Here is a 24,519-nt window from a genome sequence, read left to right on the forward strand (position 1 = left end):
CGGCGCATCAGGTTGAAGCGCCGGGGAAAAAAACGTCACCAGCGGAGATAAAGCGCCGACCGCCATCTTTCAAATCAAGTCGCAGCGAGCCGTCCGGCCCCAGATCGGCGAACACGCCCTCCAGGGTTTCGGTTTCCAGTCGGACGACGCAGCGTTCGCCCAATCCGTGAACGCGCGACAGCCAGGCTTCACGGATCGGCGTGAACCCATCCTGAGCCCATCGGTTCAGCCAATGGTCAAAGCGTTGGGAAATACGTTCAGCGGCGTCCTCCACGCTGAGTTCAGCGCCCTGAGCGCGCAGATCCGTGGCCGGGCGCTCGGAGTCTTCAGGGTGGTGGCTGAGATTCACGCCGATGCCGACCGCCAGCCACAGCCCGCCGTTCGCATGCTGGCCGGATTCCAGCAAGATGCCGCTGATCTTGCGTCCGCCCACGAGGACGTCATTGGGCCATTTCAGGCGGACGCGGTCAGGGTCCAGAACACTGGCGCACAGATCACCGACCGCCAAAGCCGCCGCAAAGGACAGCTGGGCGGCCCGCGCCGGCTCGCAATCAAGCCGGTAGAGCCCGGTTGCGAAGAGATTGCCCGGTGTCGAGGTCCAGACGCGCCCCCGGCGCCCTCGCCCTGAACTCTGACGATGCGCAACGATCCAGAGCGGACCCGTTGCGCCCGCCATCGCCTGACGTTTGGCTTCCTCGTTGGTGGAGTCCAGCGTGTCGAAATAGGTGATCGGCAGGCCGGGCTTAGCCGCCAATGCCTGCCCCGGCATTGACCACGAGCGCGATGATCACGCCCACGACCGGCATGGACACCGCCACCAGAGCCGCCAGACGCGACACGATGGCCGGACCGGCCGGCGCCGGCAGGAAATCGCCATTGGGCTCGTCAAACCAGATCACCTTGATGACCCGCAGATAGTACGCGATCGACACGGTGGAGAAGAGCACCGCCAGAATGACCAGCCAGATCAGACCCGCCTGCACCGCCGCATAGAACACGAAGAGCTTGCCAAAGAAGCCGATCATGAACGGCATGCCGCCAATGGAGAACATCAGGGCTGTCATAGACCAGGCGAGCGCCGGGCGGGTCTGCGACAGACCGGCCAGATCCTCGATCCGCTCCACCATGCCCTCAGAGCGACGCATGGAGAGGATGACGGCGAACGCGCCGGCGACGCCGATCACGTACAGCGTCATGTAGAACAGCACCGACCACAGGCCGAGCGCGGTGCCGGCGGACAGACCGACCAGCACATAGCCCATATTGCCGATGGAGGAGTAGCCCATCAGGCGTTTGATGTTGGACTGCATCAGCGCGCCGAACGAGCCGAACGCCATCGACAGCACCGCCATCACCATGGTGACTTGCTGCCATTGCTCGGTCATCGGGCCGAACGGCTCCATCAGAACGCGGGCCAGCAGCACCATGGCCGCCAGTTTCGGCGCGGTGGCGAAGAAGGCGGCGACCGGAGTGGGCGCGCCTTCATACACATCCGGCGTCCACATGTGGAACGGCGCAGCGGACACCTTGAAGGCCAGACCGGCGATCACGAAGACCAGGCCGAACAGCAGACCCATATTCTGGCCGCCTTCAGCCGCCGCGACAGCGATGGCGTCAAATGCGGTGGAGCCTGAGAAGCCGTAAACCAAAGACGAGCCGTACAGCAGCAGACCCGAGCTGAGCGCGCCCAGCACGAAGTATTTCAGGCCCGCTTCGGACGCACGCAGGGAGTCGCGGTTGAACGCAGCAAGCACGTAGAGCGCCAGAGATTGCAGCTCCAGGCCCAGATAAAGCGTGATCAGGTCGTTGGCTGACACCATCACGCTCATGCCGGTGACGGCGAGCGTCACCAGGACCGGGTATTCAAACCGGGCGAGCTGTTCGGCGCGCAGGTAATGCCCCGCCAGCACCAGAGCCACCGCACCGGCGAGATACACAGCCGTCTTGGCGTACATGGAGAAGGAATCGAGCACGAACGCGCCGTGAAAGGCCGTGCCGCCCGGGCTTTGCGCCATCCAGACCGACACGCCAGCCGCCACGATCAACAGCGCCGTCGCCAGCGTCATGATGCGTTGGGCCGCCTTGGCCTCGCCCTTGGTGTAGACCCCGATGAGCAAGAGCGCCATGGCGCCGACAGAGAGCAGAAGCTCCGGCGTCAGCAGTTGAAGGTCGGCGAGCAGCGTCGAAACAGTCATGACCTGTCCTTGCTAGTGCGCAGCGGTTTCAGCCGGCGCGACGTCAGAGGCGATCGCCTCGACCGTCTGCGCGGACTGGTAGTGCTGAATGAGTTGGTCCACGGAGGCGCGAGTGGTGTCGGTGATCGGCGTCGAGAAGAAACCGAAATACACCGCCAGCACGGCCAGAACGCCCAGATTGATCCATTCGCGGCCATTGAGGTCGGTCGCGGTTTCAAGCTTGGGATTGGTGATCACGCCGAAGACGACTTTCTTGTAGGCGACCAGCATGTAGACCGCCGAGAAGATCACGCCGAGCGCAGCGCCGGCGGCGACCCGCGGATCCACCTGGAAGGCGCCGGTCATGGTCATGATCTCGCCAATGAAGCCCGACGTGCCCGGAAGCCCGACATTGGCCATGGCGAACAGGCCGAACACGGCCGCAAACACCGGCATCTTGTGCACGAGGCCGCCGTAGAAGGAGATCTCGCGGGTGTGGAAGCGGTCATAGATCACGCCGATGCACAAGAAGAGCGCAGCGGAAATGACGCCGTGGCTGAGCATCTGGAAGATCGCGCCCTGCACGCCGAGCTCGGTCATCGTGAAGATGCCCAGGGTTACAAACCCCATATGAGCCACGGACGAATAGGCGATCAGCTTCTTGATGTCGGTCTGACGGAAAGCGATCAGCGAGGTGACGACAATGGCGATGATCGACAGCACGAACACCATCGGCGCGAAGAAGTCGCTGGCGTTCGGGAACATCGGGATCGAGAAGCGCAGGAAGCCGTAGCCGCCAAGCTTCAGCAAGATGCCCGCCAGAATCACAGAGCCCGCCGTCGGCGCCTGCACGTGGGCGTCCGGCAGCCAGGTGTGCACCGGCCACATCGGCATCTTCACCGCAAAGGACGCGAAGAAGGCCAGCCACAGCCAGATCTGAAGATCACGGGCGAAGGGATGCGCCAGCAGCACCTCGATATCGGTGGTGCCGACCTGGACGAACATCACGATCATCGCCGCCAGCATCAGAACCGAGCCGATGAAGGTGTAGAGGAAGAATTTGAACGCCGCGTAGATCCGGTTCTGACCGCCCCAGACGCCGATGATCAGGAACATCGGGATCAGCGAGCCTTCAAAGAAGATGTAGAACAAGATCATGTCGAGCGCGCAGAACACGCCGATGACCAGGGTCTCAAGCAGCAAGAAGGCGGCCATGTAATCGGCGACGCGCTTGTCCAGCTTCCAGCTCGACAGGATGCAGATCGGCATCAGGAACGCCGTCAGCACCACGAACAGGACCGAAATGCCGTCCACGCCCATCTTGTAGGAGATGCCGAGCGCGGGCAGCCAGGGCAGGTTTTCCACGAACTGGAAGCCAGCCTGTGAGGAATCAAATTCAGCCACCAGCAGGAGCGACAACGCAAAGACAAAGAGCGACACGAACAGCGCGACGCCCTTGGCGTTGCGGTCCAGCACCGCGCTTTCCTCGCTGCGCATCAGGGCGCGCAGCAGCAAGATCGCGACCGCCCCGAGAGCGGGCAGGAAGGTGATGGCGGAGAGGATGGGAAGTTGACCGAGCATGAGACCCTACGCTCCAGCGCCAGCGATCAGCCACAGGGCCAGTCCGAGGACCCCGATGAGCATCACGAATGCATAGTGATAGAGATAGCCGCTCTGCAGCTTGGCGATCCGGCGGGCCGAGGACATCGCCGTGGCGGCGATCCCGTTCGGTCCCAGACCGTCGATGATTTTCTGGTCGCCGAACTTCCAGAACAGATCCCCCAGACCGCGCGTGGCCCGGACGAATGTGGCGTTGTAGATCTCGTCCACATACCATTTGTTCAGCAGGAAGCGGTGCAGCGGACCGCTCTTCTCGGCGATACGGCGCGGCAGCTCAGGATTGGCCATGTAATAGTACCAGGCCAGCGCAAAGCCGAGCAGCGTCACCGCCACAGGCGCAAACAGCACCCAGGTGGGCGGATGGTGCCCGGCATGCTCGCCATCATGAGCATCGCCATGATCATCAGCGGCGCTGACAGCGTGTTCCTGAGCCGAATGGGCCTCATCGTCGGACATGGCCGCTTCCAGCGAGGCGGCTTCCGCCTCGCTCAGCTCGACGCCATGCTCGTCGGCGTGGCTCTGGCCATAGCCTTCGACCAGATGACCGTAATTGCCTTCAGCGTAAGGTCCGGCCGGCAGGCTTTCCTCCCAGAAGGTCAGAGCGCCCTTGCCGACGAAATCGGACTTGAACGCCATGCCGGCGAACAAGGCGCCGATGGCCAGCAGCACCAGCGGGATCACCATGACGGGACCGCTTTCATGGGCGTGCTTGAGCACCTCTTCCTTGCCGCGGTGCTTGCCGTGGAAGGTCATGAAGATCAGACGCCAGGAATAGAAGCTGGTCAGGCCTGCCGCGATGACGCCGATCCAGAAGGCGAACATGCCGAAGGCGACGCCGTCCTGGCCCATCATGAAGGCTTCCTCGATGATCATATCCTTGGAGTAGAACCCGGCGAAGCCGATCCCCAGGAGCGGAATGCCCACGCCCGTCAGCGCCAGCGTGCCGATGATCATCATGATCCAGGTGACCGGCAGCAATTTGTAGATGCCGCCCATATTGCGCATGTCCTGCTCGTCATGCAGGCCGTGAATGACCGAGCCTGCGCCGAGAAACAGAAGCGCCTTGAAGAAGGCGTGCGTGAACAGGTGGAACATGGCCGCCGAATACAGCCCCAGACCCGCCGCGAAGAACATGTAGCCCAGCTGCGAACAGGTCGAGTACGCAATCACGCGCTTGATGTCGTTCTGCGCCAGCCCCACGGTCGCCGCGAATAAAGCCGTCGACGCGCCGATAAAGGTGATGAAGGCGGAGGTGTTGGGCGCCAGTTCGAAGATCGGATAGGCGCGGCACACCAGGAACACGCCCGCCGTCACCATGGTGGCGGCGTGGATCAGCGCGGACACAGGCGTCGGGCCTTCCATCGCGTCGGGCAGCCAGACGTGCAGGAAGAACTGTGCAGACTTGCCCATGGCGCCGATGAACAGCAGGAAGCCGATCAGTTCGAGCACTTTGAAATTCATGCCGAAGAAGGCGATGGTTTCATCCACCATGCCCGGAACCTGGGCGAACACCTCATCAAACTGCAACGACCCGAACACCAGATAGATCGCCATGATGCCGAGCGCGAGGCCGAAATCGCCGACGCGGTTGGTCACGAACGCCTTGATGGCGGCGCTGGTGGCGCTCTCTTTCTGGTACCAGAACCCGATCAAGAGGTAGGAGGCGAGCCCCACGCCCTCCCAGCCGAAGAACATCTGGATGAAATTGTCCGCCGTCACCAGCGACAACATTGCGAAGGTGAACAGCGACAGATAGGCGAAGAACCGCGCGCGGTGCGGATCATGGGACATGTAACCCCATGAATAGACGTGCACCAGCGAGGACACCGACGTGATCACGACCAGCATGACCGCCGACAGCGTGTCCAGGCGGATCGCCCAGTTGATCTCGAAATTACCGACCGCCATCCATTGCGCCAGCTCGATCGTGCGGGCGTTGCCGCCGACCGCGACGTCAAAGAACAGCACGACAGAGCCGAGCGCCGCCGCGATGGTGGCGCCGGTGGTCAGGATCTGGGCCAGACGGTCCCCAATCTGCTTTTGCAGCAGACCGGCGATGATGGCCGCCAGAAGCGGGGCGAAGACGACGATATAAGCCATGACCGTGCGCTAGCCCTTCATCAGGTTGACGTCATCAACCGCGATATCGCCGCGGTTGCGGAAGAAGACGACGAGAATGGCGAGACCGACCGCCGCTTCGGCGGCCGCGACCGTAAGAATGAACATGGCGAAGACCTGGCCGGTCAGATCGCCCAGATGGGCGGAAAACGCGACCATGTTGATGTTCACAGACAGCAAGATCAGCTCGATCGACATCAGAAGAATGATGACGTTCTTTCGGTTCACGAAGATGCCGAAAACGCCAATGGTGAACAGGATCGCCGCCAGGGCGAGATAATGACCCAAACCAACTTCAAGCATCAGCCAATCCCCTCGCCGCTTTTGATGTCGACGATCTCGACGGAGTCTTCGCGCTTGCGATTGACCTGAGCGTGCATGTCCTGGCGCTTGACGCCGTCGCGATGGCGCAGGGTCAGCACAATGGCGCCGACCATGGCGACCAGCAGCACGAGGCCCGCAAGCTGGAAGAAGAACACGTAGCGGTCATAAATGAGCGCGCCCAAGGCGGCGACATTGGTCATGTCGTCCGGCGTCGGCGATTGCAGGGCGGAGCTGGCGCTGTCGGCGCTGACCCAGCCCAGCCCCGTGGTCGCCAGAATGCCGGCGAGCGCGATGGCCACCAGGCCGCCGAGCGGCGCGTGACTGATGAAGCCTTCCTTGAGCTGGGCGAAGTCGATGTCGAGCATCATCACCACGAACAGGAAGAGCACCGCAACCGCGCCCACATAGACGATGACCAGGATCATCGCCAGGAACTCGGCCCCGAGAAGGACGAACAGCCCCGCCGCCGAAAAGAAGGCGAGGATCAAGAACAGCACCGCTCGAACCGGGTTCTTGGCGATCACCACCATCAAGGCGGAGAACACGGCGGTCGCTGAGAGAATGTAGAAGGCCGCTGCTGACAGCACTGTTGCCCCCCTTACGGGCGACGAGCTGAGGCTCGCCGGACTGAGATCAAGTGGAGCGGGAGAGAATCCCCAGCCCCGGTATGGAGTCGCGCGCCGTGATAGCGTTAACGGTAGCGCGCGTCGAGTTCGAGGTTCCGCGCAATTTCACGTTCCCACCGGTCGCCGTTATCGAGGAGCTTGGCTTTGTCGTAGTAGAGCTCTTCGCGGGTTTCGGTGGCGAATTCGAAATTCGGCCCCTCAACGATTGCATCCACCGGGCATGCCTCCTGGCAATATCCGCAATAGATGCATTTGGTCATGTCGATGTCATAGCGCGTGGTGCGGCGCGAGCCGTCCTCGCGCGGTTCGGCTTCAATGGTGATCGCCTGCGCCGGGCAAACCGCTTCACACAGCTTGCAGGCGATGCAGCGCTCTTCGCCATTGGCGTAGCGGCGCAGCGCGTGTTGGCCGCGGAAGCGCGGGCTCAGACGTCCCTTTTCAAAGGGATAGTTGATGGTCGGCTTCTTGCGGAAGAAGTACCGCATGCCAAGTGCGAACGCGCCCCAGAAGTCCATCAGGGCGGCGCCGCGCAGGGTTTGTGCAATCCGGCTCATGTCAGATCCTTAGCCCTTAACCAGCGTTCGAGTAGGCGACGATGCCGCCCATAAGCGCCACGGCGGCCAGCGAGGTGGGCAGGAAGATTTTCCAGCCCAGACGCATCAGCTGGTCATAGCGGTACCGGGGCACCAGTGCTTTGACCATGGCGAACATGAAGAAGAAGAGAACCACCTTGATCGCGAACCAGAACACCGGGGGAACCCAGGTGAACGGAACGATATCAAACGGCGCATGCCAGCCGCCCATGAACAGGACGGTCATGAGGGCGCACATCAGAACGATGTTGAGATATTCGCCGATCATGAACAGCAGATACGGGGTGGAGGAGTATTCCACCTGATAACCGGCTACCAGTTCGGATTCCGCTTCGGGAAGGTCAAACGGCGGACGGTTGGTTTCCGCCAGCGCCGAGATGAAGAACATCACGAACATCGGAATGGTGATCACGAACACCGGGACCGGGAACATGTCGAACGACAGCACATGCCAGTTCCAGAACCCGCCGGCCTGCGCCTCGACGATATCGGTCAGGTTCATGCTGCCGACCATGAGAAGGATGGTCACCAGAATGAAGCCGATGGAGACCTCATAGGACACCATCTGCGCCGCCGAGCGCATGGCGCCCAGGAACGGATATTTCGAGTTGGACGCCCAACCGCCGATGATGATGCCGTAAACGCCCAGCGAGCTGATGGCGAAGATATAAAGGATGCCGACATTCAGGTCCGAGATGACCCAGCCCGGGGCGACCGGGATCACCGCCCAGGTGATAAAGGCGAAAGTCAGCGTCAGAAGCGGCGCCAGAATGAACAGCGGCCGGTCCGCGCCGGCGGGCACGATGATTTCCTTCAGGACGAACTTGATGAAGTCCGCAAAGGACTGCAGCAGGCCGAACGCGCCGACCGTGTTGGGGCCTTTGCGCATCTGAACCGCTGCCCAGACCTTGCGGTCCATCAGCAGCAGGAAGGCCAGCGACAGCAGCAAGACGACCATGAAGCCCAGGATCTGGCCTACAGACGCCAGCGTGCCCCAGAGCGGTCCCCATTGAGTGACGAAATCGTACATGCGCCCTACTCCGCCGCTTGCAGGGTTTGCCGCGCCGCCGTCGCCGCAGCTGAACACTCAGCCATGGTCTTGGACGCCCGCGCGATCGAATTGGTAAAGTAGAAGTCGGTGACCGCGCTCGTGAACGGCGCGTCGGACACATCGCCCGCCTCACCCAGCTCGGCCGGTTTGAATTCAGCCGAATTCAGAGCGCCCGGTGCGTGGTCAATCTGGCCCAGGATCTCATGATCCCCGATCAGCTTGGCGCGCAAAGCGTTCAAGTCGTTATATGGCAGCGTCTTGCCAAGGCGTGCGGACAGAGCGCGGAAGATGGCCCAGTCCTCTTTCGCCTCGCCCTTGGGGAACACAGCGCGTTCGGCCATCTGAACCCGGCCTTCGGTGTTCACGTAAAGGCCCGGTTTTTCGGTGTAAGCTGCGGACGGCAATACCAAATCCGCGCGTTGCGCGCCTTTTTCGCCATGGTGGCCCACATAGATCACGAAGGCGGAGCCCAGCTTGGCCATGTCGATCTCGTCCGCGCCCAGAAGCACGACGGTGTCCACGTCGTCCGACGCCGCGCCCTCAAGAATGGCGGTGGTGTCGCGGCCGCCTTCGCCCGGCACGAAGCCGAGATCAAGCGCGCCGACGCGGCTCGCCGCCGTATGCAGCACGTTAAAGCCGTTCCAGCCGTCTTTCACTGCGCCGATCTTGTCCGCGAGTTCGCCCGCCGCGCGCAGCACCTGCGCGCCATCTTCACGCGCCAGCGCGCCAGCGCCCAGAATAATCATCGGACGCTCGGCGTCTTTCAGGGTCTTGATGAAGCCCGAGCGCTTGCCGCCAAGAGCTGCGAGGTCTTTGGCGCCCTCGCCCACATGGGCATAGTCATAGGTCAGGTCGTGGGCTTCGCCGATGACGCCGATCTCGCACTTGCCGGTCAGCCAGCGCTGACGGATGCGGGCGTTCATCACCGCCGCTTCCACGCGCGGATTGGCGCCGACGATGAGAATGGCGTCGGCCTGATCAATGCCCTTGATCGTGGAGTTGAAAAGATAACTTTCGCGCGGACCGGCGCCGAGTTTCGAGCCGTCCTGACGCGCGTCGATAGATTTGACGCCAAGCGCATCAAACAGCTCTTTCGCGGCGTAGAGTCCCTCGACATCGTTCATATCGCCGGCGATGACGCCGATTTTGGACGCGTCGCCTGAGAGCTTCTCTTCGGCAATGGTCAGGGCTTCATCCCAATCGATCGGCGCGAGCTTGCCGTCTTTCTTGGCGAACGGGCGATCCAGACGCTGGCGACCAAGGCCATCCCACACAAAGCGGGACTTGTCGGAAATCCACTCTTCATTCACGTCGTCATGCAGGCGGGGCATGATGCGCAGCACGGCGCCGCCGCGGCTGTCGACGCGGATGTTGGAGCCAAGCGCGTCCATCACGTCGATGGTCTCGGTCTTGGTCAGCTCCCACGGACGCGCATTGAAGGCGTAGGGGCGAGAGGTCAGCGCGCCCACCGGGCACAGATCGATGACATTGCCCGACAGTTCGGACGTCATGGACTGTTCCAGATAGGTGGTGATCTCCATGTTCTCGCCACGGCCGATCGCGCCCAGCTCGGGCACGCCCGCGATCTCGGTGGAGAAACGGACGCAGCGCGTGCACTGGATGCAGCGGGTCATCTCCGTCTTGATCAGCGGACCCATGTATTTTTCTTCGACCGCGCGCTTGTTCTCGTCAAAGCGGGAACCGGAGCGGCCATAGGCCAGGGACTGGTCCTGAAGGTCGCATTCGCCGCCCTGGTCGCAGATCGGGCAGTCGAGCGGGTGGTTGATCAGGAGGAACTCCATCACACCCTCGCGCGCCTTTTTCACCAGCGGGCTGAGCGTACGCATTTGCGGCGGCTCGCCATTGGGCCCGCCGCGCATGTCGCGCACCAGGAAGGCGCAGGAGGCGACGGGTTTGGGCGCGCCCACCAGCTCCACCAGGCACATGCGGCAGTTGCCCGCCACAGACAGACGCTCGTGATAACAGAAGCGCGGGATTTCCCGGCCTGCCGCTTCGGACGCCTGAAGCAGGTTGTAATCGTTGGGGACGGTGACTTCCTCGCCGTCGATCACGATGGTGCGCAGATTATCAGACATGTCTGGTTCCTACTCCGCAGCCTGGGGCGTGAACACCGGCTTGCCGGCGCGGTAGTTGTTGATGCGATCTTCGATCTCGGAACGGAAATGGCGGATCAGACCCTGAACCGGCCAGGCCGCCGCATCGCCGAGCGCGCAGATGGTGTGGCCTTCCACCTGGCCGGCGACGTCCAGAAGATCGTCAATCTCGCTCGTCTCCGCTTCGCCGCGGGACATGCGATCAAGCACGCGCCACATCCAGCCGGTGCCTTCACGGCACGGCGTGCACTGGCCGCAGCTCTCGTGCTTGTAGAAATACGAGATGCGCGCGATCGCTTTGACGAGATCGGTGGACTTGTCCATCACGATCACCGCCGCCGTGCCCAGACCCGATTTGTGCTCTTTCAGAGCATCGAAATCCATCAGCACGTCGTCGCAGATCTCTTTCGGCAGCAATGGCACGGACGAACCGCCCGGAATGACCGCCTTGAGATTGTCCCAGCCGCCGCGCACGCCGCCGCAATGGGTCTCGATCAGGGTCTTGAGCGGGATGCTCATCACCTCTTCGACATTACACGGCGCGTTCACATGGCCCGAGATCGAGAACACCTTGGTGCCGGCGTTGCCCTCGCGGCCAAAGCCTGCAAACCAGTCCGCGCCGCGGCGCAGAATGGTCGGCGCGACGGCGATGGATTCCACGTTGTTCACAGTCGTCGGCGCGCCATACAGGCCGGCGTTCGCCGGGAATGGCGGCTTCAGGCGCGGCTGACCCTTCTTGCCTTCCAGGCTTTCGAGCAGCGCGGTTTCCTCGCCGCAGATGTAAGCGCCGGCGCCGTGGTGGATGTAGAGATCGAAATCCCAGCCATGGACATTGTCCTTGCCGATCAGCTTGGCGTCATACGCCTCCTTGATGGCGGCTTCCATCCGGCCCAGCTCGAACTGGTACTCACCGCGGATATAGATGTAGCAAGCGTGCGCCTGCATGGCGAAAGACGCGATCAGGCAGCCCTCGATCAGGGTCTGGGGATCATTGCGCATGATCTCCCGGTCCTTACAGGTGCCCGGTTCGGATTCGTCAGCGTTCACCACCAGATAGTGCGGGCGAGCCCCCACTTCCTTGGGCATGAACGACCATTTCAGACCGGTCGGGAAGCCCGCGCCGCCGCGGCCGCGCAGACCGGACTTCTTCATCTCGTCGATGATCCAGTCCCGGCCCTGATCCAGAATGTCCTTGGTGGCGTTCCAGTGACCGCGTTGCTTCGCGCCTTCAAGGCGCCAGTCATGGCGGCCATAGAGGTTGGTGAAGATCCGGTCTTGATCCTGCAATAGCTGGGTCATGGATTACCCTTCCGCCTTGCCGGCCAGGGCTTTCGCCTGGTCGATCCAGTTATCGCGCTCGATCCGGCCGCGCAGCTTCAGCGCCGCATCGACCCAGACCGCTTCTTCAGCGCTCCAGCTTGCGATCTGGCTGTAATGATAAACGCCGATTTCGTTCAGCGAGGTTTCAAGCTTCGGCCCGAGACCGGTCAGCTTTTTGAGATCGTCGGCCTTGCCGCTCGGCTTTTTCAGGAGCTTGGGCTCCTTGCCGGCGCCAGCGTCCGCTGCAGCGCCTTTCGGCGCAGGCGATTTCGCCTTGGCTTTGGGCTTGGCCTTGGTCTCGGCTGACTTTTCCTGCGGCTTGGCGGGCTCCGCCTTGCGCACGTCAGCATCGGTCGCGCCCTTGGTGTTGGGCAGCTTGACCTTTTTGGCGCGCGAGCCGTCATACAGGCTCTCATCGACCAGGGTCAGGGTGGTCGCCTGGGTCGGCTCAGAGCAAGAGCGCCCCGAGATCGGGCCCGCCTTGACCTCTTTGCCGGCGCGCAGATCGTCGAGCATCTGCTCGAGCGCATCCGCCGTCAGGTCTTCGTAATAGAGATCGCCTTCAGTGTTGGAGATCTGGACCATCGGCGCATTGGCGCAGGCGCCCAGGCACTCGACTTCTTCCCAGGCCAGAAGGCCGTCCGAAGAGACGTATTCGCGCCCCTTCTTGCCGATCTTTTTCTCGCACACCGCCTTGAGGTCATCCGCCCCGCGCAGCCAGCACGGGGTCGTGCCGCACACCTGGATCAGGTGTTTGCCGGTCTGGGCGAGATTGAACATGGTGTAGAAGGTCGCCACTTCGTAGACGCGGATATACGGCATGCCGCAGCGTTCCGCGATCTCGCGCATGGCGGGTTCTGACACCCAATTGTCCTGCTTTTGCGCGATCCAGAGCAGCGGAATGACCGCTGACGCCTTGCGCTCTTCAGGGTATTTGGCGAGCCAGAACTGGACCTTGGCTTCGCTCTTCTCATTGAAGACGAAGCTTTCGGGTTGCTCGGCGGCGATGCGACGCGCGCTCATCGGTCAATCTCCCCGAACACGATGTCGAGTGAGCCCAGGATCGCGGAGACGTCCGCGAGCATGTGGCCCTTATTGAGGTAATCCATGGCCTGAAGGTGCGCGAAACCAGGCGCGCGAATTTTCAGGCGATAGGGTTTGTTGGTGCCGTCGCCGATCAGGTAAACGCCGAACTCGCCCTTGGGCGCTTCAACGCAGGCATAGGCCTGACCTTCGGGAACATGCACGCCTTCGGTGTACAGTTTGAAGTGCTGGATCAGCGCTTCCATGGACCGCTTCATCTCGGCGCGACGCGGCGGCGCGAACTTGGAATCCACCGGCAGCACATCGCCCTGGTTCTCCTCGCGGGAGAGCCAGTCGCAGCACTGCTTCATGATCTTCATGGATTCCCGCATCTCTTCCATGCGGCACAGATAGCGGTCGTAATTGTCGCCGTTCTTGCCCAGCGGAATCTGGAATTCCAGCTCGTCATAGACTTCATAGGGCTGCGAGCGGCGCAGATCCCAGGCCATGCCCGAACCGCGCACCATGACGCCGGAGAAGCCCCATTCAAGCGCATCCTGCTTGGACACCACGCCGATATCGACATTGCGCGCCTTGAAGATGCGGTTCTCGGTCAGAAGGGTCTCGAGATCGTCCACATGCTGGGTGAACTGGTCACACCAGGCGTCGATATCGTCAATCAGCTCTTGCGGCAGGTCCTGGTGAACGCCGCCCGGACGGAAATAATGAGCGTGCAAGCGTGCGCCGGAGGCGCGCTCGTAAAAACCCATCAGCTTCTCGCGCTCTTCAAAGCCCCAGAGCGGCGGGGTCAGCGCGCCCACATCCATCGCCTGCGTGGTGACGTTCAGCAAATGGTTCAGGATACGGCCGATTTCAGAATACAAGACGCGCACATAAGAGGCGCGCTTGGGCACGGGAATGCCCGCAAGCTTCTCTATCGCCAGGCAGAACGCATGCTCCTGGTTCATCGGCGCCACATAGTCGAGGCGGTCAAAATAGCCGATGCCTTGCAGATAGGTCTTGTGCTCCAGCAGCTTCTCGGTGCCGCGGTGCAGAAGACCGATATGCGGGTCCACGCGCTCGACCACTTCGCCATCCAGCTCCAGCACCATGCGCAGCACGCCGTGGGCGGCGGGGTGAACCGGACCAAAGTTGATCGTGAAATTGCGGATGTCGGTTTCAGCCATGACGTTTACGCCTTCCCTTCCGCTTTCTCATCGCCGGGCAGCACGTATTTCGCGCCTTCCCAAGGGCTGAGGAAGTCAAAGTCACGGTAGTCCTGAACCAGCTCGACGGGCTCGTAGACCACGCGCTTCTGCTCGTCGTCATAAACGACCTGGTTGAAGCCCGAGAGCGGGAAGTCCTTGCGCAGCGGATGACCATGGAAACCATAATCGGTCAGGATGCGGCGCAGGTCGGGGTGGTGGTCAAACAGGATGCCATACATGTCGAAGGCTTCGCGTTCATTCCAGTTCGCCGCCGGAAACAGCTCGACGACAGAATCGACCGCTGTGTCTTCATCCGTGCTCAGCACCACGCGAATGCGCTGGTTCAGATGCATGCTCAGAAGGTGATAGACCACGTCAAACCGATCCGCGCGAGACGGCCAGTCCACGCCGCAAATATCGATCAGCGTCGTGAAGCGGCACAGGGCGTCGTCACGCAGGAAACGCAAAACCTTCACCACGCGGTCGCGGTGAATGGTCAGCGTCAGTTCCTCATGGGCGACATCCACACTGCGGACATCGTCGCTAAGCGCCGCAGAGATATGCGCGCCCAGTTCTGTCAGCGTTTCGGTCTTGCTCATAAGAGCGTCTCCTGGACAGGCGCCTTAGCGCTCAATCGAGCCTTCGCGGCGAATTTTCTTCTGAAGCTGCAAGATGCCGTACACAAGAGCCTCAGCGGTCGGCGGGCAGCCCGGCACATAGATGTCGACCGGCACGATGCGGTCACAGCCGCGCACCACAGAATACGAATAGTGGTAATAGCCGCCGCCATTGGCGCAGCTGCCCATGGAGATGACATAGCGCGGCTCAGGCATCTGGTCGTAGACCTTGCGCAAAGCCGGAGCCATCTTGTTGGTCAGGGTGCCGGCCACGATCATCACGTCGGACTGGCGGGGCGAGCCGCGGGGCGCAGCGCCCAGACGTTCCACGTCATAACGCGGCATGGAGGCTTGCATCATCTCCACCGCGCAGCAGGCCAGACCAAAGGTCATCCACATCAGCGAGCCGGTGCGCGCCCAGGTGATGAGGTCGTCGGCGCGCGCCACAAGAAAGCCCTTGTCGGCCAGCTGATCGCTGACGCCGTCAAAGAACGGATCGTGCTTTTGCGGGTCGTAATGCGGCGTCTTGGCAGTCGCGGCGGCGCCCGCCGGAACAATCAGGTCAGACATGAGCCCTACTCCCAGTCCAGCGCGCCTTTGCGCCACTCATAAAGAAAGCCAACCGTGAGAACCCCCAGGAAGACCATCATCGACCAGAAGGCCGTGATGCTGCCGTCGAAGATCGGGAACAACCAGGGGAAGAGGAATGCGACTTCCAAGTCGAAGATGATGAACAGGATCGCCACCAGATAGAAGCGCACGTCGAATTTCATCCGCGCGTCGTCAAAGGCGTTGAAGCCGCATTCATACGTGGAGACTTTTTCCGGATCCGGATCAGACGGCGCCAGCACGAAAGCGGCGAGAATGAACGCCAGGCCCAGCCCAGCGGCTATGCCCAGAAAGATCAGGATCGGCAGATATTCCAACAGGAGCGCGTTCATGAGAGGTCGCACCTTCCCCGCATCAAGATGGCCAATGGGCCGAAGCATCACAGCTGTTCATTCGGTCAGATAAATCCAAACAAACGCTTGCACAGTGAGTCCCCGGCCGCGGTTGAGGCGGAAGCTAGTCCGGTGACTGCCCGCTCGCAAGCCGAAAGCACTGTCCAAATGCGGTCTAATATGGGGAAAAGACGACAATAATTGCGAATGCTTCTCAGTTACCGAACTAATCCTTTCAAGTGTTTCATTTTCTGCAACAGATCCAGCCATGATACGCCGTACGTATGGGCATGATGACGCAACAGCGTCCACATTCGGCCAGGGGCATCTACGTGAAACGCATTTTACTCGCAGGCGGAGCGATTCTCGCCGCCGCAGCATTGATTTGGTTCCTCTTTTTACGCGGGGACGCCGCAGCGACCGGCGACCTTCTCGTGGAGACCTCTCCTGTTGAGGCGCGCGACATCTCGCGAATCGTTTCCTCCTCAGGCGCCATCGCGCCCCTGATCACCGTTGAGGTGGGCTCACAGCTATCCGGTCAGGTGCTTGAGCTGCATGCCGACTTTAATGACCAGGTCTCTTCAGGCGATCTCCTGGCGCGCATCGATCCGCAGACCTTCCAGACGCGCGTCGAGGAGGCTCAGGCCACGCTGCAAGTCGCGAGCGCCCAGGTCTCTGTGGCGGAGGCCAATCTGGAACGCGCGCGGGTGGATCGTGAAATCTCCCAACGCAATTTCGATCGGGCGCAGGAGCTGGTCCAGCGCGGCACCTATTCAGCCGCTCAGTATGACGCAGCGGAATCAGAGTTGGCGGCGGCCAATGCGGCGCTATTGGTGGCCCAGGCCAATTTGCGGAACTCCCGGGCCAGCGAACAGCAACGCCGCGCTTCGCTTGAAAGCGCGGAAGTGGATCTGGAGCGCACTTTCATTCGATCTCCCATCGAGGGCGTCGTGATCGACCGCCAGATTGATGAAGGCCAGACCGTGGCTGCATCCTTTAATGCGCCCGTGCTGTTCCTGATCGCGCAGGACCTGTCGCGCATTCAGATCGAAGCGGAAATCGATGAAGCTGATATTGGTCAGATTGATGAGGGTCAGACCGTCACCTTTGACGTGGACGCCTATCCCGACCGGGAATTTGCCGGTGAAGTCACCCAGGTGCGCCTCGCCGCCACCAATGAAGGCAATGTGGTCACCTATACGGTCGTGATCCAGGCGGACAATCCGGGCCAGCGCTTGCTGCCGGGCATGACGGCGAACGTCTCAATCGTGACCGGTCAGGTCGAGGGCGCGCTGTCCGTGCCGAACGCCGCGCTGCGCTTCGCCCCGCGCGGCGCGGCGGAAAGCCTGGTCGTCGCCGCTGAAGACCAGGCGGACGGCGGCCAACGCGGCGGTCGCGGCGGCGCCGGCATGATCGACCGGCTCGCCGAAGAGCTTGAGCTGACCGATGAGCAGCGCAGCGAAGCCGAACGCGCCTTACGTGAAACCTTCCAACAAATGCGCGCCCAGTTCCAGAACCCCGCCCCCGGCGCCGCGCGTCCCAATCCGCAAGCGCTGATCCGGCGCGCTCTGTCTGACATTCTGACCACAGAACAATTGGCGCGATATGACCAGATGAGCCAGGAGCGCTCGCGCCAACGCGATCAGGTGCGCCGCGGCTCGATCTGGATTGAAACCGCCGAGGGCCGCCTTCAGGAACGCCAGGTCGGCATCGGTCTTTCTGACGGGCAGTACACCCAGATCCTCGGCCCTTCGATCACCGAGACGGATCGCGTCGTCACGCGCGTTCGCGAGACCAACGGATGACCGAGCCACTCATTCAGGCGCGCAGTCTGACGCGCGTCTATACTCTGGGCGGCAGTAACGTTTACGCGCTCGCCGGAGTGGATTGCACCATCAACGCCGGCGAATACGTCGCCATCATGGGGCCTTCCGGCTCCGGCAAATCCACCTTCATGAACATGGTGGGAGCGCTGGACCGGCCCAGCTCTGGCGAACTTGTGATCGCCGGGGAAGCCCTGTCGGGCATGACGCCTGACGAGCTGGCTGACTTTCGCAATCGCAAGGTCGGTTTCGTGTTCCAGCAGTTCAACCTGCTGCCGCGCACCACGGCGCTCGACAATGTCGCCCTGCCCCTGCTCTATCGCGGAATGCCTCCCAAACAGCGTCAGGAACGCGCCGCGGAATGCCTGACGATGGTCGGGCTCGGGGACAGGATGGACCACCATCCGTCCCAACTCTCCGGCGGTCAGCAGCAGCGTGTCGCCATCGCCCGCGCCCTGGCGGGCAAGCCCTCCATCCTGCTGGCGGACGAACCCACAGGCGCTCTCGACAGTCAGACCACGATTGAGGTGCTTGATATTCTCGATCAACTCAATGCCGAGGGCATCACGATCGTGCTCGTCACGCACGAAAACGAAGTGGGCTCTCGCGCCAGACGCCGGATCTGGTTCCGGGACGGCCTGATCGTGGAGGACGACCGATGAACATGATGGCGGCGATTGGAGTTGCGCTGACAGCTTTGCGCGTCAACGCCCTGCGCAGCTTCCTGGCCATTCTGGGCGTGATTTTCGGCGTCATGGCCGTGATCACGACCGTCTCGCTGGCCGATGGCGCCAGCCAGGCCGTGCAGGACCAGATTTCCTCTCTGGGTTCGAACTCGCTCAACATTCGCGCCGGGTCCAATAATCGCGGCGGACGGCGTGGCGGCGCCGGCAGCGGTACGCCCTTTTCCTCTGATGATGTCGACGCCATGCGCAATCAGGTGGACGTGGTCGTGGCGGCCTCCGGCACGATCGACGGAGCCGTCACCGCGGTCGTGGACGGCGTGAACTGGCCGACGCAAATCACGGGCGTTCATCCCGATTATCTCGAAATCCGCGACTGGACGGTCTCGGACGGCCGCATGTTCTCCGTAGTCGATGTGGACCGCAGTTCCCGCGTCGCGGTTCTGGGTCAGACCGTGGCGGATGAACTCTTCCCCTCAGGCGGCGCCATCGGCGCTTCGGTCCGGCTCAACAGCCAGCCGTTTGAAATCATCGGCATCCTGTCCGAGCGGGGCCAGTCGAGCTTTGGCCAGGACCAGGACGACATCATCATGGCGCCCATCTCCACCGTGCGCTCGCGCGTGGTGGGCTATTCGCGCGCTGGCGTGCGGGATCCGGTCCAGCGGGTCTGGGTGAAGATCGCCGCGGGCGAGGACATGGATTACGCGACGGAAGAGCTGGAAAACTTCCTGCGCGTCCTGCGCGGGATTGATCCCGGAGAGGACGACGATTTTCAGGTCCGCAACTTCGCTGAATTCATCACCGCCTTCCGCGCCACTGAAACCGTCATGGGATTGCTGCTAGCTGTGGCGGGTTTGATCACCCTGATCGTCGGCGGCATCGGCATCATGAACGTGATGCTGGTCTCGGTGACCGAACGCACGCGTGAAATCGGCCTGCGTCTCGCCATCGGCGCGCGCCGGGCGGACATCCGCAATCAGTTCCTGATTGAATCGGTCGTGCTGTGTTCGGTGGGCGGCGTGCTGGGTCTGTTGTTCGGTCTGGGTCTGGCGCTCAGCATCGAGCAGTTCGCGCCAGCGCTGGGCGTCAACCTGAACGTGGCGGTGAAACCCACCATCGCGTTGGTCGCGATTGGGGCCTCGACGCTGGTCGGCGTTCTGTTCGGCTTTTATCCAGCGCACCAGGCCAGCCGCCTCGATCCGATCACGGCGCTGCGCCACGAATAAAGCCCTCCCCCGAAATACGAAACCATCAGAGGCCGCTCCGTCAGGCGCGGCCTCTTTTGCATCCATTTCGAACCAAGCAGGCATCTGACTTTGAACATTCATGATTTCAAAGCGAGCCCGCCATGACCACCACGCCCCGCCCCCTCATGTTACTGGAGGTCCTGATCGCAGCCCTCGCCGCGATGACGATCAAAGCCCTGATCGGCCTCGTCTTGTGGCGCTATGCCGGGCCCTTGACCCTGCTGATCGTTTTGTCGGGACTAACCGTCTATTTGCACTGGCGGGGGCTGGGTTGGCGGTCCTTTGGTCTAATCAAACTGCCCAAGCTGAAATCCTGGCTCCTGCTGCCTCTGCAAGCTTTGCTCGGCGTCGTGGTCATTCTGGCGACGGGTGTGGGCTCAGCCTCTATCGGGACCGCTTTGGGTTTTGAGTTCATGGGTCAGGAGCCCGCAGGCGTCACGGATCGCTTCGGCGCGGTCGCGGACGGAAGCCTGCCTCATTACCTGTTATGGCTCGCAATCTCGATCCTTGCGGCGGGCCTAGGCGAAGAGCTGTTCTTTCGCGGCTACATGATCAACCGGCTGCGTGACGCCTTAGGATCAGGCGTTGTGATGACCGCCGTCAGCGTGATCTTGCCAGCGCTCTATTTCGGCTACGGTCATGTGTATTATCAAGGATTGCGAGGCCTTATAACGACCGGTCTGATCGGGCTTTCACTCGGCCTTCTGTTCCTGATCTACAAACGCAATCTGTGGCCCCTGGTGATCGCCCACGCCGCCGTGGACTGCCTTGTGTTCACAGCGTTGTATTTCAATCTGGACATCTAGACGCACACTGTCAGCCGGCGCCTGACGACAGGCGTCGGCGATTGTGAAACGCGTCTGAAAGTCGGGAAATATTCGATCTGAACTGGCGCGAGTGACCGGGCTCGAACCGGCGACCTCCGGCGTGACAGGCCGGCGCTCTAACCAACTGAGCTACACCCGCTCAGATCAATGCGTCGATAAGCTCGGCGCCAACTAAAACGCCGCTCGAAGCGGCATGTCCTGATGATCTGATGGCGCGAGTGACCGGGCTCGAACCGGCGACCTCCGGCGTGACAGGCCGGCGCTCTAACCAACTGAGCTACACCCGCTCAGATCATCTGCGGCGCTGGGCCGCGTCAGGAAGCGTGTGTCTAAAGGCGCACCCGCGAAGGGTCAAGCGGGTTTTGCCAGCAAATGCAGCGTTCGCCTGTGGGAAAATCACAGCGTTGTGAGCCCGCTCGCCGCGGGCCCGGGACGACGCTAAGCTGACCTGATGACCCAGCCCCGTTTCGTCCTGAGAACCGCCCTTCTCCTCGCGCTCATCACGCCCTTGATGCTCGGCCTCGCCGCATCGTGCAGCCCCGTGCGCTATATCATGATGACCGCCAATCCCCATGGCGCGGGTCCGGCCGCGGAGCCGCCTCTGCCTGGGCTGAGCGCAGGGCTGGAGGGATGGATCCAGACCCGCCCCCAGGTCGCACAATCGCTGTCTGACACGCTGTTCGGCGCCCCGTTGCCCGCCGCGGATGTGCAGGTCATAGAACGCGAACTGATCGATCCGCAGGCCTATCATCAATCGGGCGTACTGGAGCGGGTATCGCTTTCCATCGCGCTTGAAAACGGCGGTCAGGGCGCGATTGAGCTGGCGCTGATTACGCCGCGCGATGCTCAAGGCCCGGTTCCGGTCATTCTGATTCCCAGCGATTGCGGCTTGCGCGCCCAGCTGCGCCGTCCTGACTGGCCTCAATCCCAAAACCCGGTTCCAGGCTATTGCGAACCCTCGGGCTCGGCGCTCGAAGACTTCGCAAGCAGCTTTTTCGGCGATTACGTGGTCAGCCCGCCGCTTGAGCAGATCCTGCGGCGCGGCTATGCGGTCGCCGCCTGGCATGAAAGCGATATCGCGCCCGACCGCGCAAGCGTTCATGACGCAACACTCCGCGCGCTCAATCTCGACCCAGACGCGCCTGACAGGCCCGGCGTGATCGGGGTCTGGGCGTGGATGATGAGCCGTGTGGCCGATCATCTTCAAACCGATTCCCGCATCGCGTCCGACCAGCTGAGCGTCATGGGCCATTCACGCCGCGCCAAAGCGGCTTTGCTGGCGGGCGCACGCGATGAACGCTTCGGCGTCGTGATCGCGCACCAGTCAGGCACCGGGGGCGCCTCGCTGCACCGGGACAATCTGGGCGAACCGCTCGCCTCGATCACACAAAACTATCCGCACTGGTTCGCGCCCGCCTATGCGACCTATGCAGACCGCGAAGACGCCTTGCCGCTGGATGCGCATTATCTTCTGGCGATGATCGCGCCGCGCAGCGTGCTCCTGGGCAATGGCCGCCGCGATGTCTGGTCTGACCCGGCGGGCGCCTGGCGCGCGGCGGAAGCGGCGAGCCCGGTCTGGTCGCTTTATGGCGAGGACGGGCTGATGCAGGACAGTCTTGAAGAGATGAACGTCACCGGCCGTATCGCGTTTCACATCCGCCCCGCCACGCATGGCGTGCGCGGGGAAGACTGGGATGCGTTCTTGCGCTTTCTGGATACGCAGTTCGGAGCGTGATCAGCGTCCGAACGCTAGCGCCATTGCTTGATGCGGCCCTCGCGCACTTCGGTCAGCTGTTCGCCGCCTTCCGCGCCCAGCATGGCCCGGCTCCAACCGAGCCGCCAGGCGGAATAGGCGCGCTGACGGTCATCGCCCTCAAGCCCCGCCTCGTCCATCGCTTTGAGGAAGGCGGCGTAAGTCTCAAAGTCGGTGTCGATATGAGCGGCGATAAACGCGTCATACGGGGTCATCAGGCTTGCTCCCCAAGCCAGGAGGCGCAATGACGCCTCTCAGACCTGAAACACTGGCTGAGCCGTCTTCCGACGGCAATGGGGAAATATCCCGACACGTCTCGTCCTGTGAGAAAACTTGAGCCGGATGGTGGGTGGTGACGGGGTCGAACCGCCGACCTACTGGGTGTAAACCAGTTGCTCTACCAGCTGAGCTAACCACCCGCTCCCGACTCGGAAGGACGCTCTTTTAGCCTTCAAGCGAGGTCGGCTTCAAGCGGTCTGAACCGTAAGAGCCGAAGCGCCGGACAGATTTCGCATAGCCGGACAGATGCTCCAGCGCCTTGGCCACGGTTTTGTCCTCTTCATGGCCTTCCAGATCGAGAAAGAACATCTGCTCCCAGGGCGATCCGGGCACCGGCCGGCTCTCGAGCTTGGTCATGTTCACCCCGTGCTGGCGGAACCCGTCCAGAGCATCCACCAGTGAGCCGGACGCGTCCGAGGTGATGAAGACCAGCGAGGTCTTGCACGGCAAGAGCGGGGATGCCGGGGCCGGGTCAACCGCCAGAGCGACAAAGCGGGTCTCATTGCCTTCAAAGTCGGAGATCATCGGCTCGATCAGGTTCAGACCGAACAGGCGCGCGGCGTCCGGCCCTGCCACAGCGGCCACTTCAGGCCCTTCATCAAGCGCACGTTCCAGCGCCCGCGTGGTGGAAGTCACCGGAACTTTCTTCAGATCGGTGCGCGAATTGAGCCATCGCTGCGCCTGACGCAGCGCCTGGGGGTGGCCGTAAACTGTGCGCACGGGCCCCAGATCACTCGCCTTGCCCATCAGCGCATGCTGGATCTTCATATGGTGCTCGCCGGCGATCTTCAGGTTTGAATCACGCAGCAGGTCATAGACTTCGTTGACGCCGCCCGTGGCCGTGTTCTCGATCGGCAGGAAGCCGTAATCGGCTTCGCCATTTTCTAGCGCTTTGAAGATCGACGCGTAATCACGCTTGATGACCGGCGCGACGCCCGAATACCGGCCCGAGAAGTGCGCGTTCGCCGCGAACTGCGAATAGGAACCCGGCCCGCCCAGATAGGCGACCCGCGCCTCGGTCAGCATGGCGTCACCGACGCGTGCATCCAGACCGGCGCGCTGTCGGCGCAGGGAGTCGTCGATGATCGCCTGGAACAGGGTTTCAACGAAGCTGTCAGACAAGCCGTACTCGCGCCCCTTGGCCACGGCGCGCTCGATAACGGCGCGCTCGCGATCCGTATCGCGCACTGGACTGTGCTCGCCCGCTTTCAACGCCCCAAGCGCTTCACCCAGACGCCGGCGTTCGGCCAGGATTTTCAAGATCTCTGAATCGGACGCATCGATCGCCTGTCGCAGAATTAGACGCTCATCGCGCGGCTCGGTCTGGCTCATGGCCGACTCCCATTAAAAAACCCCGCCGAAGGGCGGGGCTGGTGACTTCATCTTGCAAGCAAGCAGCGTCAACCGGCCCCGAGAGGACGATAGAAATAGCCGCCGAAGACAAAGAGGTTCGTGTTCATCATGCATCGCAGCATGAAACCGTATGCCGCGTACGGTCAAGCCCTTTTGGCCGGACAATTGACATTCCGCCTGCAACACCGCCCGATAGCGTCACCCTCTCAAAGGACACGCCCCATGCCTGCACTCTTCACTGCGTTCTCAGTCGCAGCCCTCACCCTGGCGCTTCCCCAGGCGGTCATCGAAACCAGCCACGGCGCCATCGTGGTCGAACTTGATGAGGCCGCCGCGCCTTTGAGCGTCGCCAATTTCATCGCTCACGCCCAGGCGGGGCATTTCGATGACGGATCTTTCTATCGCTCAGTCCGCGACGATAACGAGCGCGAAGGCGTGGTTCCGATGAACCTTATCCAGGGCGGGCACAGCTTTGACGGGTTGGCTGAGGCTGAGGGTATCGCCCATGAATCAACCCTCGACACCGACCTGAGCCACACGCGCGGCGCCATCTCCATGGCGCGCGACGAACCTGGCACCGCCACCACAGAGTTTTTCATCATGATTGCCGACTATCCCGGCCTCGACGCCGGGCCGGATGGCCGCAACCCCGATGAAGCCGGATACGCGGTGTTCGGCGAAGTGATCGAGGGCATGGATGTGGTGGAACGCATCTGGATGAGCCCGACCAGCCTGGACAGTGCGCCGGACGACTTCCCTTACCCGCAATTCTTGACGGAGCCGGTCGTCATTGAAACGGTCCGCATCCGCAACGCGGACTAGGAT

At 62.1% G+C, this 24,519-nt stretch carries 23 protein-coding genes and 3 tRNA genes; 6 read left to right on the forward strand and 20 right to left on the reverse strand.

What is annotated here, in order from left to right:
* Positions 1–7: 7 nt before the first annotated feature.
* The 15 genes from G405_RS0100735 to G405_RS0100805 form a co-directional block, all read right to left on the reverse strand.
* Positions 8–754: a biotin--[acetyl-CoA-carboxylase] ligase gene (locus G405_RS0100735; RefSeq protein ID WP_233345968.1), complete on the reverse strand. Its 747-nt coding sequence runs from the start codon at positions 752–754 to the stop codon at positions 8–10.
* Positions 744–2,195: an NADH-quinone oxidoreductase subunit NuoN gene (nuoN, locus tag G405_RS0100740; RefSeq protein ID WP_022699581.1), complete on the reverse strand. Its 1,452-nt coding sequence runs from the start codon at positions 2,193–2,195 to the stop codon at positions 744–746. Before nuoN ends, G405_RS0100735 begins: the two co-directional genes overlap by 11 nt.
* Positions 2,196–2,207: 12 nt before the next feature.
* The gene (locus tag G405_RS0100745; protein ID WP_022699582.1) at positions 2,208–3,755 is read right to left on the reverse strand and encodes an NADH-quinone oxidoreductase subunit M; all 1,548 of its coding nucleotides are present in this window, start codon (positions 3,753–3,755) and stop codon (positions 2,208–2,210) included.
* Between the two features lie 6 nt (positions 3,756–3,761).
* Positions 3,762–5,894: an NADH-quinone oxidoreductase subunit L gene (gene nuoL / locus G405_RS0100750; RefSeq protein ID WP_022699583.1), complete on the reverse strand. Its 2,133-nt coding sequence runs from the start codon at positions 5,892–5,894 to the stop codon at positions 3,762–3,764.
* 9 nt (positions 5,895–5,903) lie between these two features.
* Complete coding sequence (nuoK, locus tag G405_RS0100755) at positions 5,904–6,215, reverse strand: NADH-quinone oxidoreductase subunit NuoK (protein ID WP_022699584.1); 312 nt, start codon at positions 6,213–6,215, stop codon at positions 5,904–5,906.
* Entirely contained in the window at positions 6,215–6,823 is a 609-nt protein-coding gene (locus G405_RS0100760) for an NADH-quinone oxidoreductase subunit J (protein ID WP_022699585.1), read from the reverse strand. Before G405_RS0100760 ends, nuoK begins: the two co-directional genes overlap by 1 nt.
* Positions 6,824–6,927: 104 nt before the next feature.
* Positions 6,928–7,416, reverse strand: a complete 489-nt coding sequence (nuoI, locus tag G405_RS0100765; RefSeq protein ID WP_022699586.1) for an NADH-quinone oxidoreductase subunit NuoI — start codon at positions 7,414–7,416, stop codon at positions 6,928–6,930.
* A 16-nt stretch (positions 7,417–7,432) separates the two neighbouring features.
* Positions 7,433–8,485, reverse strand: coding sequence for an NADH-quinone oxidoreductase subunit NuoH (gene nuoH / locus G405_RS0100770; protein ID WP_022699587.1), 1,053 nt, complete (start codon positions 8,483–8,485; stop codon positions 7,433–7,435).
* 5 nt (positions 8,486–8,490) lie between these two features.
* Positions 8,491–10,602 carry an NADH-quinone oxidoreductase subunit NuoG gene (nuoG, locus tag G405_RS0100775; protein WP_022699588.1) on the reverse strand — a complete coding sequence of 704 codons (2,112 nt, stop codon included), beginning with the start codon at positions 10,600–10,602 and terminating at the stop codon, positions 8,491–8,493.
* Between the two features lie 9 nt (positions 10,603–10,611).
* Positions 10,612–11,919, reverse strand: coding sequence for an NADH-quinone oxidoreductase subunit NuoF (gene nuoF / locus G405_RS0100780; RefSeq protein WP_022699589.1), 1,308 nt, complete (start codon positions 11,917–11,919; stop codon positions 10,612–10,614).
* A gap of 3 nt (positions 11,920–11,922) precedes the next feature.
* Positions 11,923–12,963 (reverse strand): NADH-quinone oxidoreductase subunit NuoE, encoded by a 1,041-nt coding sequence (gene nuoE, locus G405_RS0100785; protein ID WP_022699590.1) that lies wholly within the window; start codon positions 12,961–12,963, stop codon positions 11,923–11,925.
* Positions 12,960–14,150: an NADH-quinone oxidoreductase subunit D gene (locus G405_RS0100790; protein ID WP_022699591.1), complete on the reverse strand. Its 1,191-nt coding sequence runs from the start codon at positions 14,148–14,150 to the stop codon at positions 12,960–12,962. Before G405_RS0100790 ends, nuoE begins: the two co-directional genes overlap by 4 nt.
* Positions 14,151–14,155: 5 nt before the next feature.
* Positions 14,156–14,770, reverse strand: a complete 615-nt coding sequence (locus G405_RS0100795; protein ID WP_022699592.1) for an NADH-quinone oxidoreductase subunit C — start codon at positions 14,768–14,770, stop codon at positions 14,156–14,158.
* A 24-nt stretch (positions 14,771–14,794) separates the two neighbouring features.
* Positions 14,795–15,358 carry a NuoB/complex I 20 kDa subunit family protein gene (locus G405_RS0100800; RefSeq protein WP_022699593.1) on the reverse strand — a complete coding sequence of 188 codons (564 nt, stop codon included), beginning with the start codon at positions 15,356–15,358 and terminating at the stop codon, positions 14,795–14,797.
* Between the two features lie 5 nt (positions 15,359–15,363).
* Positions 15,364–15,729 carry an NADH-quinone oxidoreductase subunit A gene (locus tag G405_RS0100805; protein WP_028284441.1) on the reverse strand — a complete coding sequence of 122 codons (366 nt, stop codon included), beginning with the start codon at positions 15,727–15,729 and terminating at the stop codon, positions 15,364–15,366.
* Between the two features lie 332 nt (positions 15,730–16,061).
* Here G405_RS0100805 and G405_RS0100810 point away from each other — a divergent pair, with 332 nt between their 5' ends.
* From G405_RS0100810 to G405_RS0100825, 4 genes are all read left to right on the forward strand, one after another.
* Complete coding sequence (locus tag G405_RS0100810; protein WP_233345969.1) at positions 16,062–17,534, forward strand: efflux RND transporter periplasmic adaptor subunit; 1,473 nt, start codon at positions 16,062–16,064, stop codon at positions 17,532–17,534.
* Positions 17,531–18,214 carry an ABC transporter ATP-binding protein gene (locus G405_RS0100815; protein WP_022699596.1) on the forward strand — a complete coding sequence of 228 codons (684 nt, stop codon included), beginning with the start codon at positions 17,531–17,533 and terminating at the stop codon, positions 18,212–18,214. The genes G405_RS0100810 and G405_RS0100815 overlap by 4 nt, the downstream gene beginning before the upstream one ends.
* Complete coding sequence (locus G405_RS0100820; protein ID WP_022699597.1) at positions 18,211–19,461, forward strand: ABC transporter permease; 1,251 nt, start codon at positions 18,211–18,213, stop codon at positions 19,459–19,461. Before G405_RS0100815 ends, G405_RS0100820 begins: the two co-directional genes overlap by 4 nt.
* A 122-nt stretch (positions 19,462–19,583) precedes the next feature.
* A complete protein-coding gene (locus G405_RS0100825) occupies positions 19,584–20,288 on the forward strand; it encodes a CPBP family intramembrane glutamic endopeptidase (RefSeq protein WP_022699598.1) in 705 nt (234 codons plus the stop codon).
* Between the two features lie 83 nt (positions 20,289–20,371).
* On the opposite strand, the gene G405_RS0100830 is transcribed toward G405_RS0100825, so the two are convergent.
* Positions 20,372–20,448 (reverse strand) — tRNA-Asp (locus tag G405_RS0100830).
* 71 nt (positions 20,449–20,519) lie between these two features.
* A tRNA-Asp gene (locus tag G405_RS0100835) sits at positions 20,520–20,596 on the reverse strand.
* A 164-nt stretch (positions 20,597–20,760) separates the two neighbouring features.
* On the opposite strand from G405_RS0100835, the gene G405_RS16260 reads away from it, so the two are divergent.
* Positions 20,761–22,044: a glucuronyl esterase domain-containing protein gene (locus G405_RS16260; protein ID WP_022699599.1), complete on the forward strand. Its 1,284-nt coding sequence runs from the start codon at positions 20,761–20,763 to the stop codon at positions 22,042–22,044.
* A 14-nt stretch (positions 22,045–22,058) separates the two neighbouring features.
* On the opposite strand, the gene G405_RS0100845 is transcribed toward G405_RS16260, so the two are convergent.
* The 3 genes from G405_RS0100845 to G405_RS0100855 all read right to left on the reverse strand — a co-directional run bounded on the left by G405_RS0100845 (position 22,059) and on the right by G405_RS0100855 (position 23,673).
* The gene (locus tag G405_RS0100845) at positions 22,059–22,277 is read right to left on the reverse strand and encodes a hypothetical protein (RefSeq protein ID WP_022699600.1); all 219 of its coding nucleotides are present in this window, start codon (positions 22,275–22,277) and stop codon (positions 22,059–22,061) included.
* A gap of 128 nt (positions 22,278–22,405) precedes the next feature.
* Positions 22,406–22,481 (reverse strand) — tRNA-Val (locus G405_RS0100850).
* Positions 22,482–22,506: 25 nt separating this feature from the next.
* Positions 22,507–23,673 carry a bifunctional chorismate mutase/prephenate dehydratase gene (locus G405_RS0100855; protein WP_022699601.1) on the reverse strand — a complete coding sequence of 389 codons (1,167 nt, stop codon included), beginning with the start codon at positions 23,671–23,673 and terminating at the stop codon, positions 22,507–22,509.
* A 243-nt stretch (positions 23,674–23,916) separates the two neighbouring features.
* Between G405_RS0100855 and G405_RS0100860 the strand changes: the two genes are divergently transcribed.
* Positions 23,917–24,516 carry a peptidylprolyl isomerase gene (locus G405_RS0100860; protein WP_022699602.1) on the forward strand — a complete coding sequence of 200 codons (600 nt, stop codon included), beginning with the start codon at positions 23,917–23,919 and terminating at the stop codon, positions 24,514–24,516.
* Positions 24,517–24,519 lie beyond the last annotated feature (3 nt).

Source organism: Oceanicaulis alexandrii DSM 11625, from assembly GCF_000420265.1.
GTDB classification, from domain to species: Bacteria; Pseudomonadota; Alphaproteobacteria; order Caulobacterales; family Maricaulaceae; genus Oceanicaulis; species Oceanicaulis alexandrii.

Excerpts from the sequence above, each read along its gene's own strand:
- G405_RS0100805 (WP_028284441.1), bottom strand. The coding sequence starts at position 15,729 with ATGAACGCGCTCCTGTTGGAATATCTGCCGATCCTGATCTTTCTGGGC.
- nuoI (WP_022699586.1), bottom strand. The coding sequence starts at position 7,416 with ATGAGCCGGATTGCACAAACCCTGCGCGGCGCCGCCCTGATGGACTTC.
- G405_RS0100820 (WP_022699597.1), top strand. The coding sequence starts at position 18,211 with ATGAACATGATGGCGGCGATTGGAGTTGCGCTGACAGCTTTGCGCGTC.
- nuoN (WP_022699581.1), bottom strand. The coding sequence starts at position 2,195 with ATGACTGTTTCGACGCTGCTCGCCGACCTTCAACTGCTGACGCCGGAG.
- G405_RS0100795 (WP_022699592.1), bottom strand. The coding sequence starts at position 14,770 with ATGAGCAAGACCGAAACGCTGACAGAACTGGGCGCGCATATCTCTGCG.
- nuoG (WP_022699588.1), bottom strand. The coding sequence starts at position 10,602 with ATGTCTGATAATCTGCGCACCATCGTGATCGACGGCGAGGAAGTCACC.
- G405_RS0100845 (WP_022699600.1), bottom strand. The coding sequence starts at position 22,277 with ATGACCCCGTATGACGCGTTTATCGCCGCTCATATCGACACCGACTTT.
- G405_RS0100745 (WP_022699582.1), bottom strand. The coding sequence starts at position 3,755 with ATGCTCGGTCAACTTCCCATCCTCTCCGCCATCACCTTCCTGCCCGCT.
- G405_RS0100815 (WP_022699596.1), top strand. The coding sequence starts at position 17,531 with ATGACCGAGCCACTCATTCAGGCGCGCAGTCTGACGCGCGTCTATACT.
- G405_RS0100790 (WP_022699591.1), bottom strand. The coding sequence starts at position 14,150 with ATGGCTGAAACCGACATCCGCAATTTCACGATCAACTTTGGTCCGGTT.
- G405_RS16260 (WP_022699599.1), top strand. The coding sequence starts at position 20,761 with ATGACCCAGCCCCGTTTCGTCCTGAGAACCGCCCTTCTCCTCGCGCTC.
- nuoF (WP_022699589.1), bottom strand. The coding sequence starts at position 11,919 with ATGACCCAGCTATTGCAGGATCAAGACCGGATCTTCACCAACCTCTAT.
- nuoE (WP_022699590.1), bottom strand. The coding sequence starts at position 12,963 with ATGAGCGCGCGTCGCATCGCCGCCGAGCAACCCGAAAGCTTCGTCTTC.
- G405_RS0100860 (WP_022699602.1), top strand. The coding sequence starts at position 23,917 with ATGCCTGCACTCTTCACTGCGTTCTCAGTCGCAGCCCTCACCCTGGCG.
- G405_RS0100855 (WP_022699601.1), bottom strand. The coding sequence starts at position 23,673 with ATGAGCCAGACCGAGCCGCGCGATGAGCGTCTAATTCTGCGACAGGCG.
- G405_RS0100825 (WP_022699598.1), top strand. The coding sequence starts at position 19,584 with ATGACCACCACGCCCCGCCCCCTCATGTTACTGGAGGTCCTGATCGCA.
- nuoK (WP_022699584.1), bottom strand. The coding sequence starts at position 6,215 with ATGCTTGAAGTTGGTTTGGGTCATTATCTCGCCCTGGCGGCGATCCTG.
- G405_RS0100800 (WP_022699593.1), bottom strand. The coding sequence starts at position 15,358 with ATGTCTGACCTGATTGTTCCGGCGGGCGCCGCCGCGACTGCCAAGACG.
- nuoH (WP_022699587.1), bottom strand. The coding sequence starts at position 8,485 with ATGTACGATTTCGTCACTCAATGGGGACCGCTCTGGGGCACGCTGGCG.
- nuoL (WP_022699583.1), bottom strand. The coding sequence starts at position 5,894 with ATGGCTTATATCGTCGTCTTCGCCCCGCTTCTGGCGGCCATCATCGCC.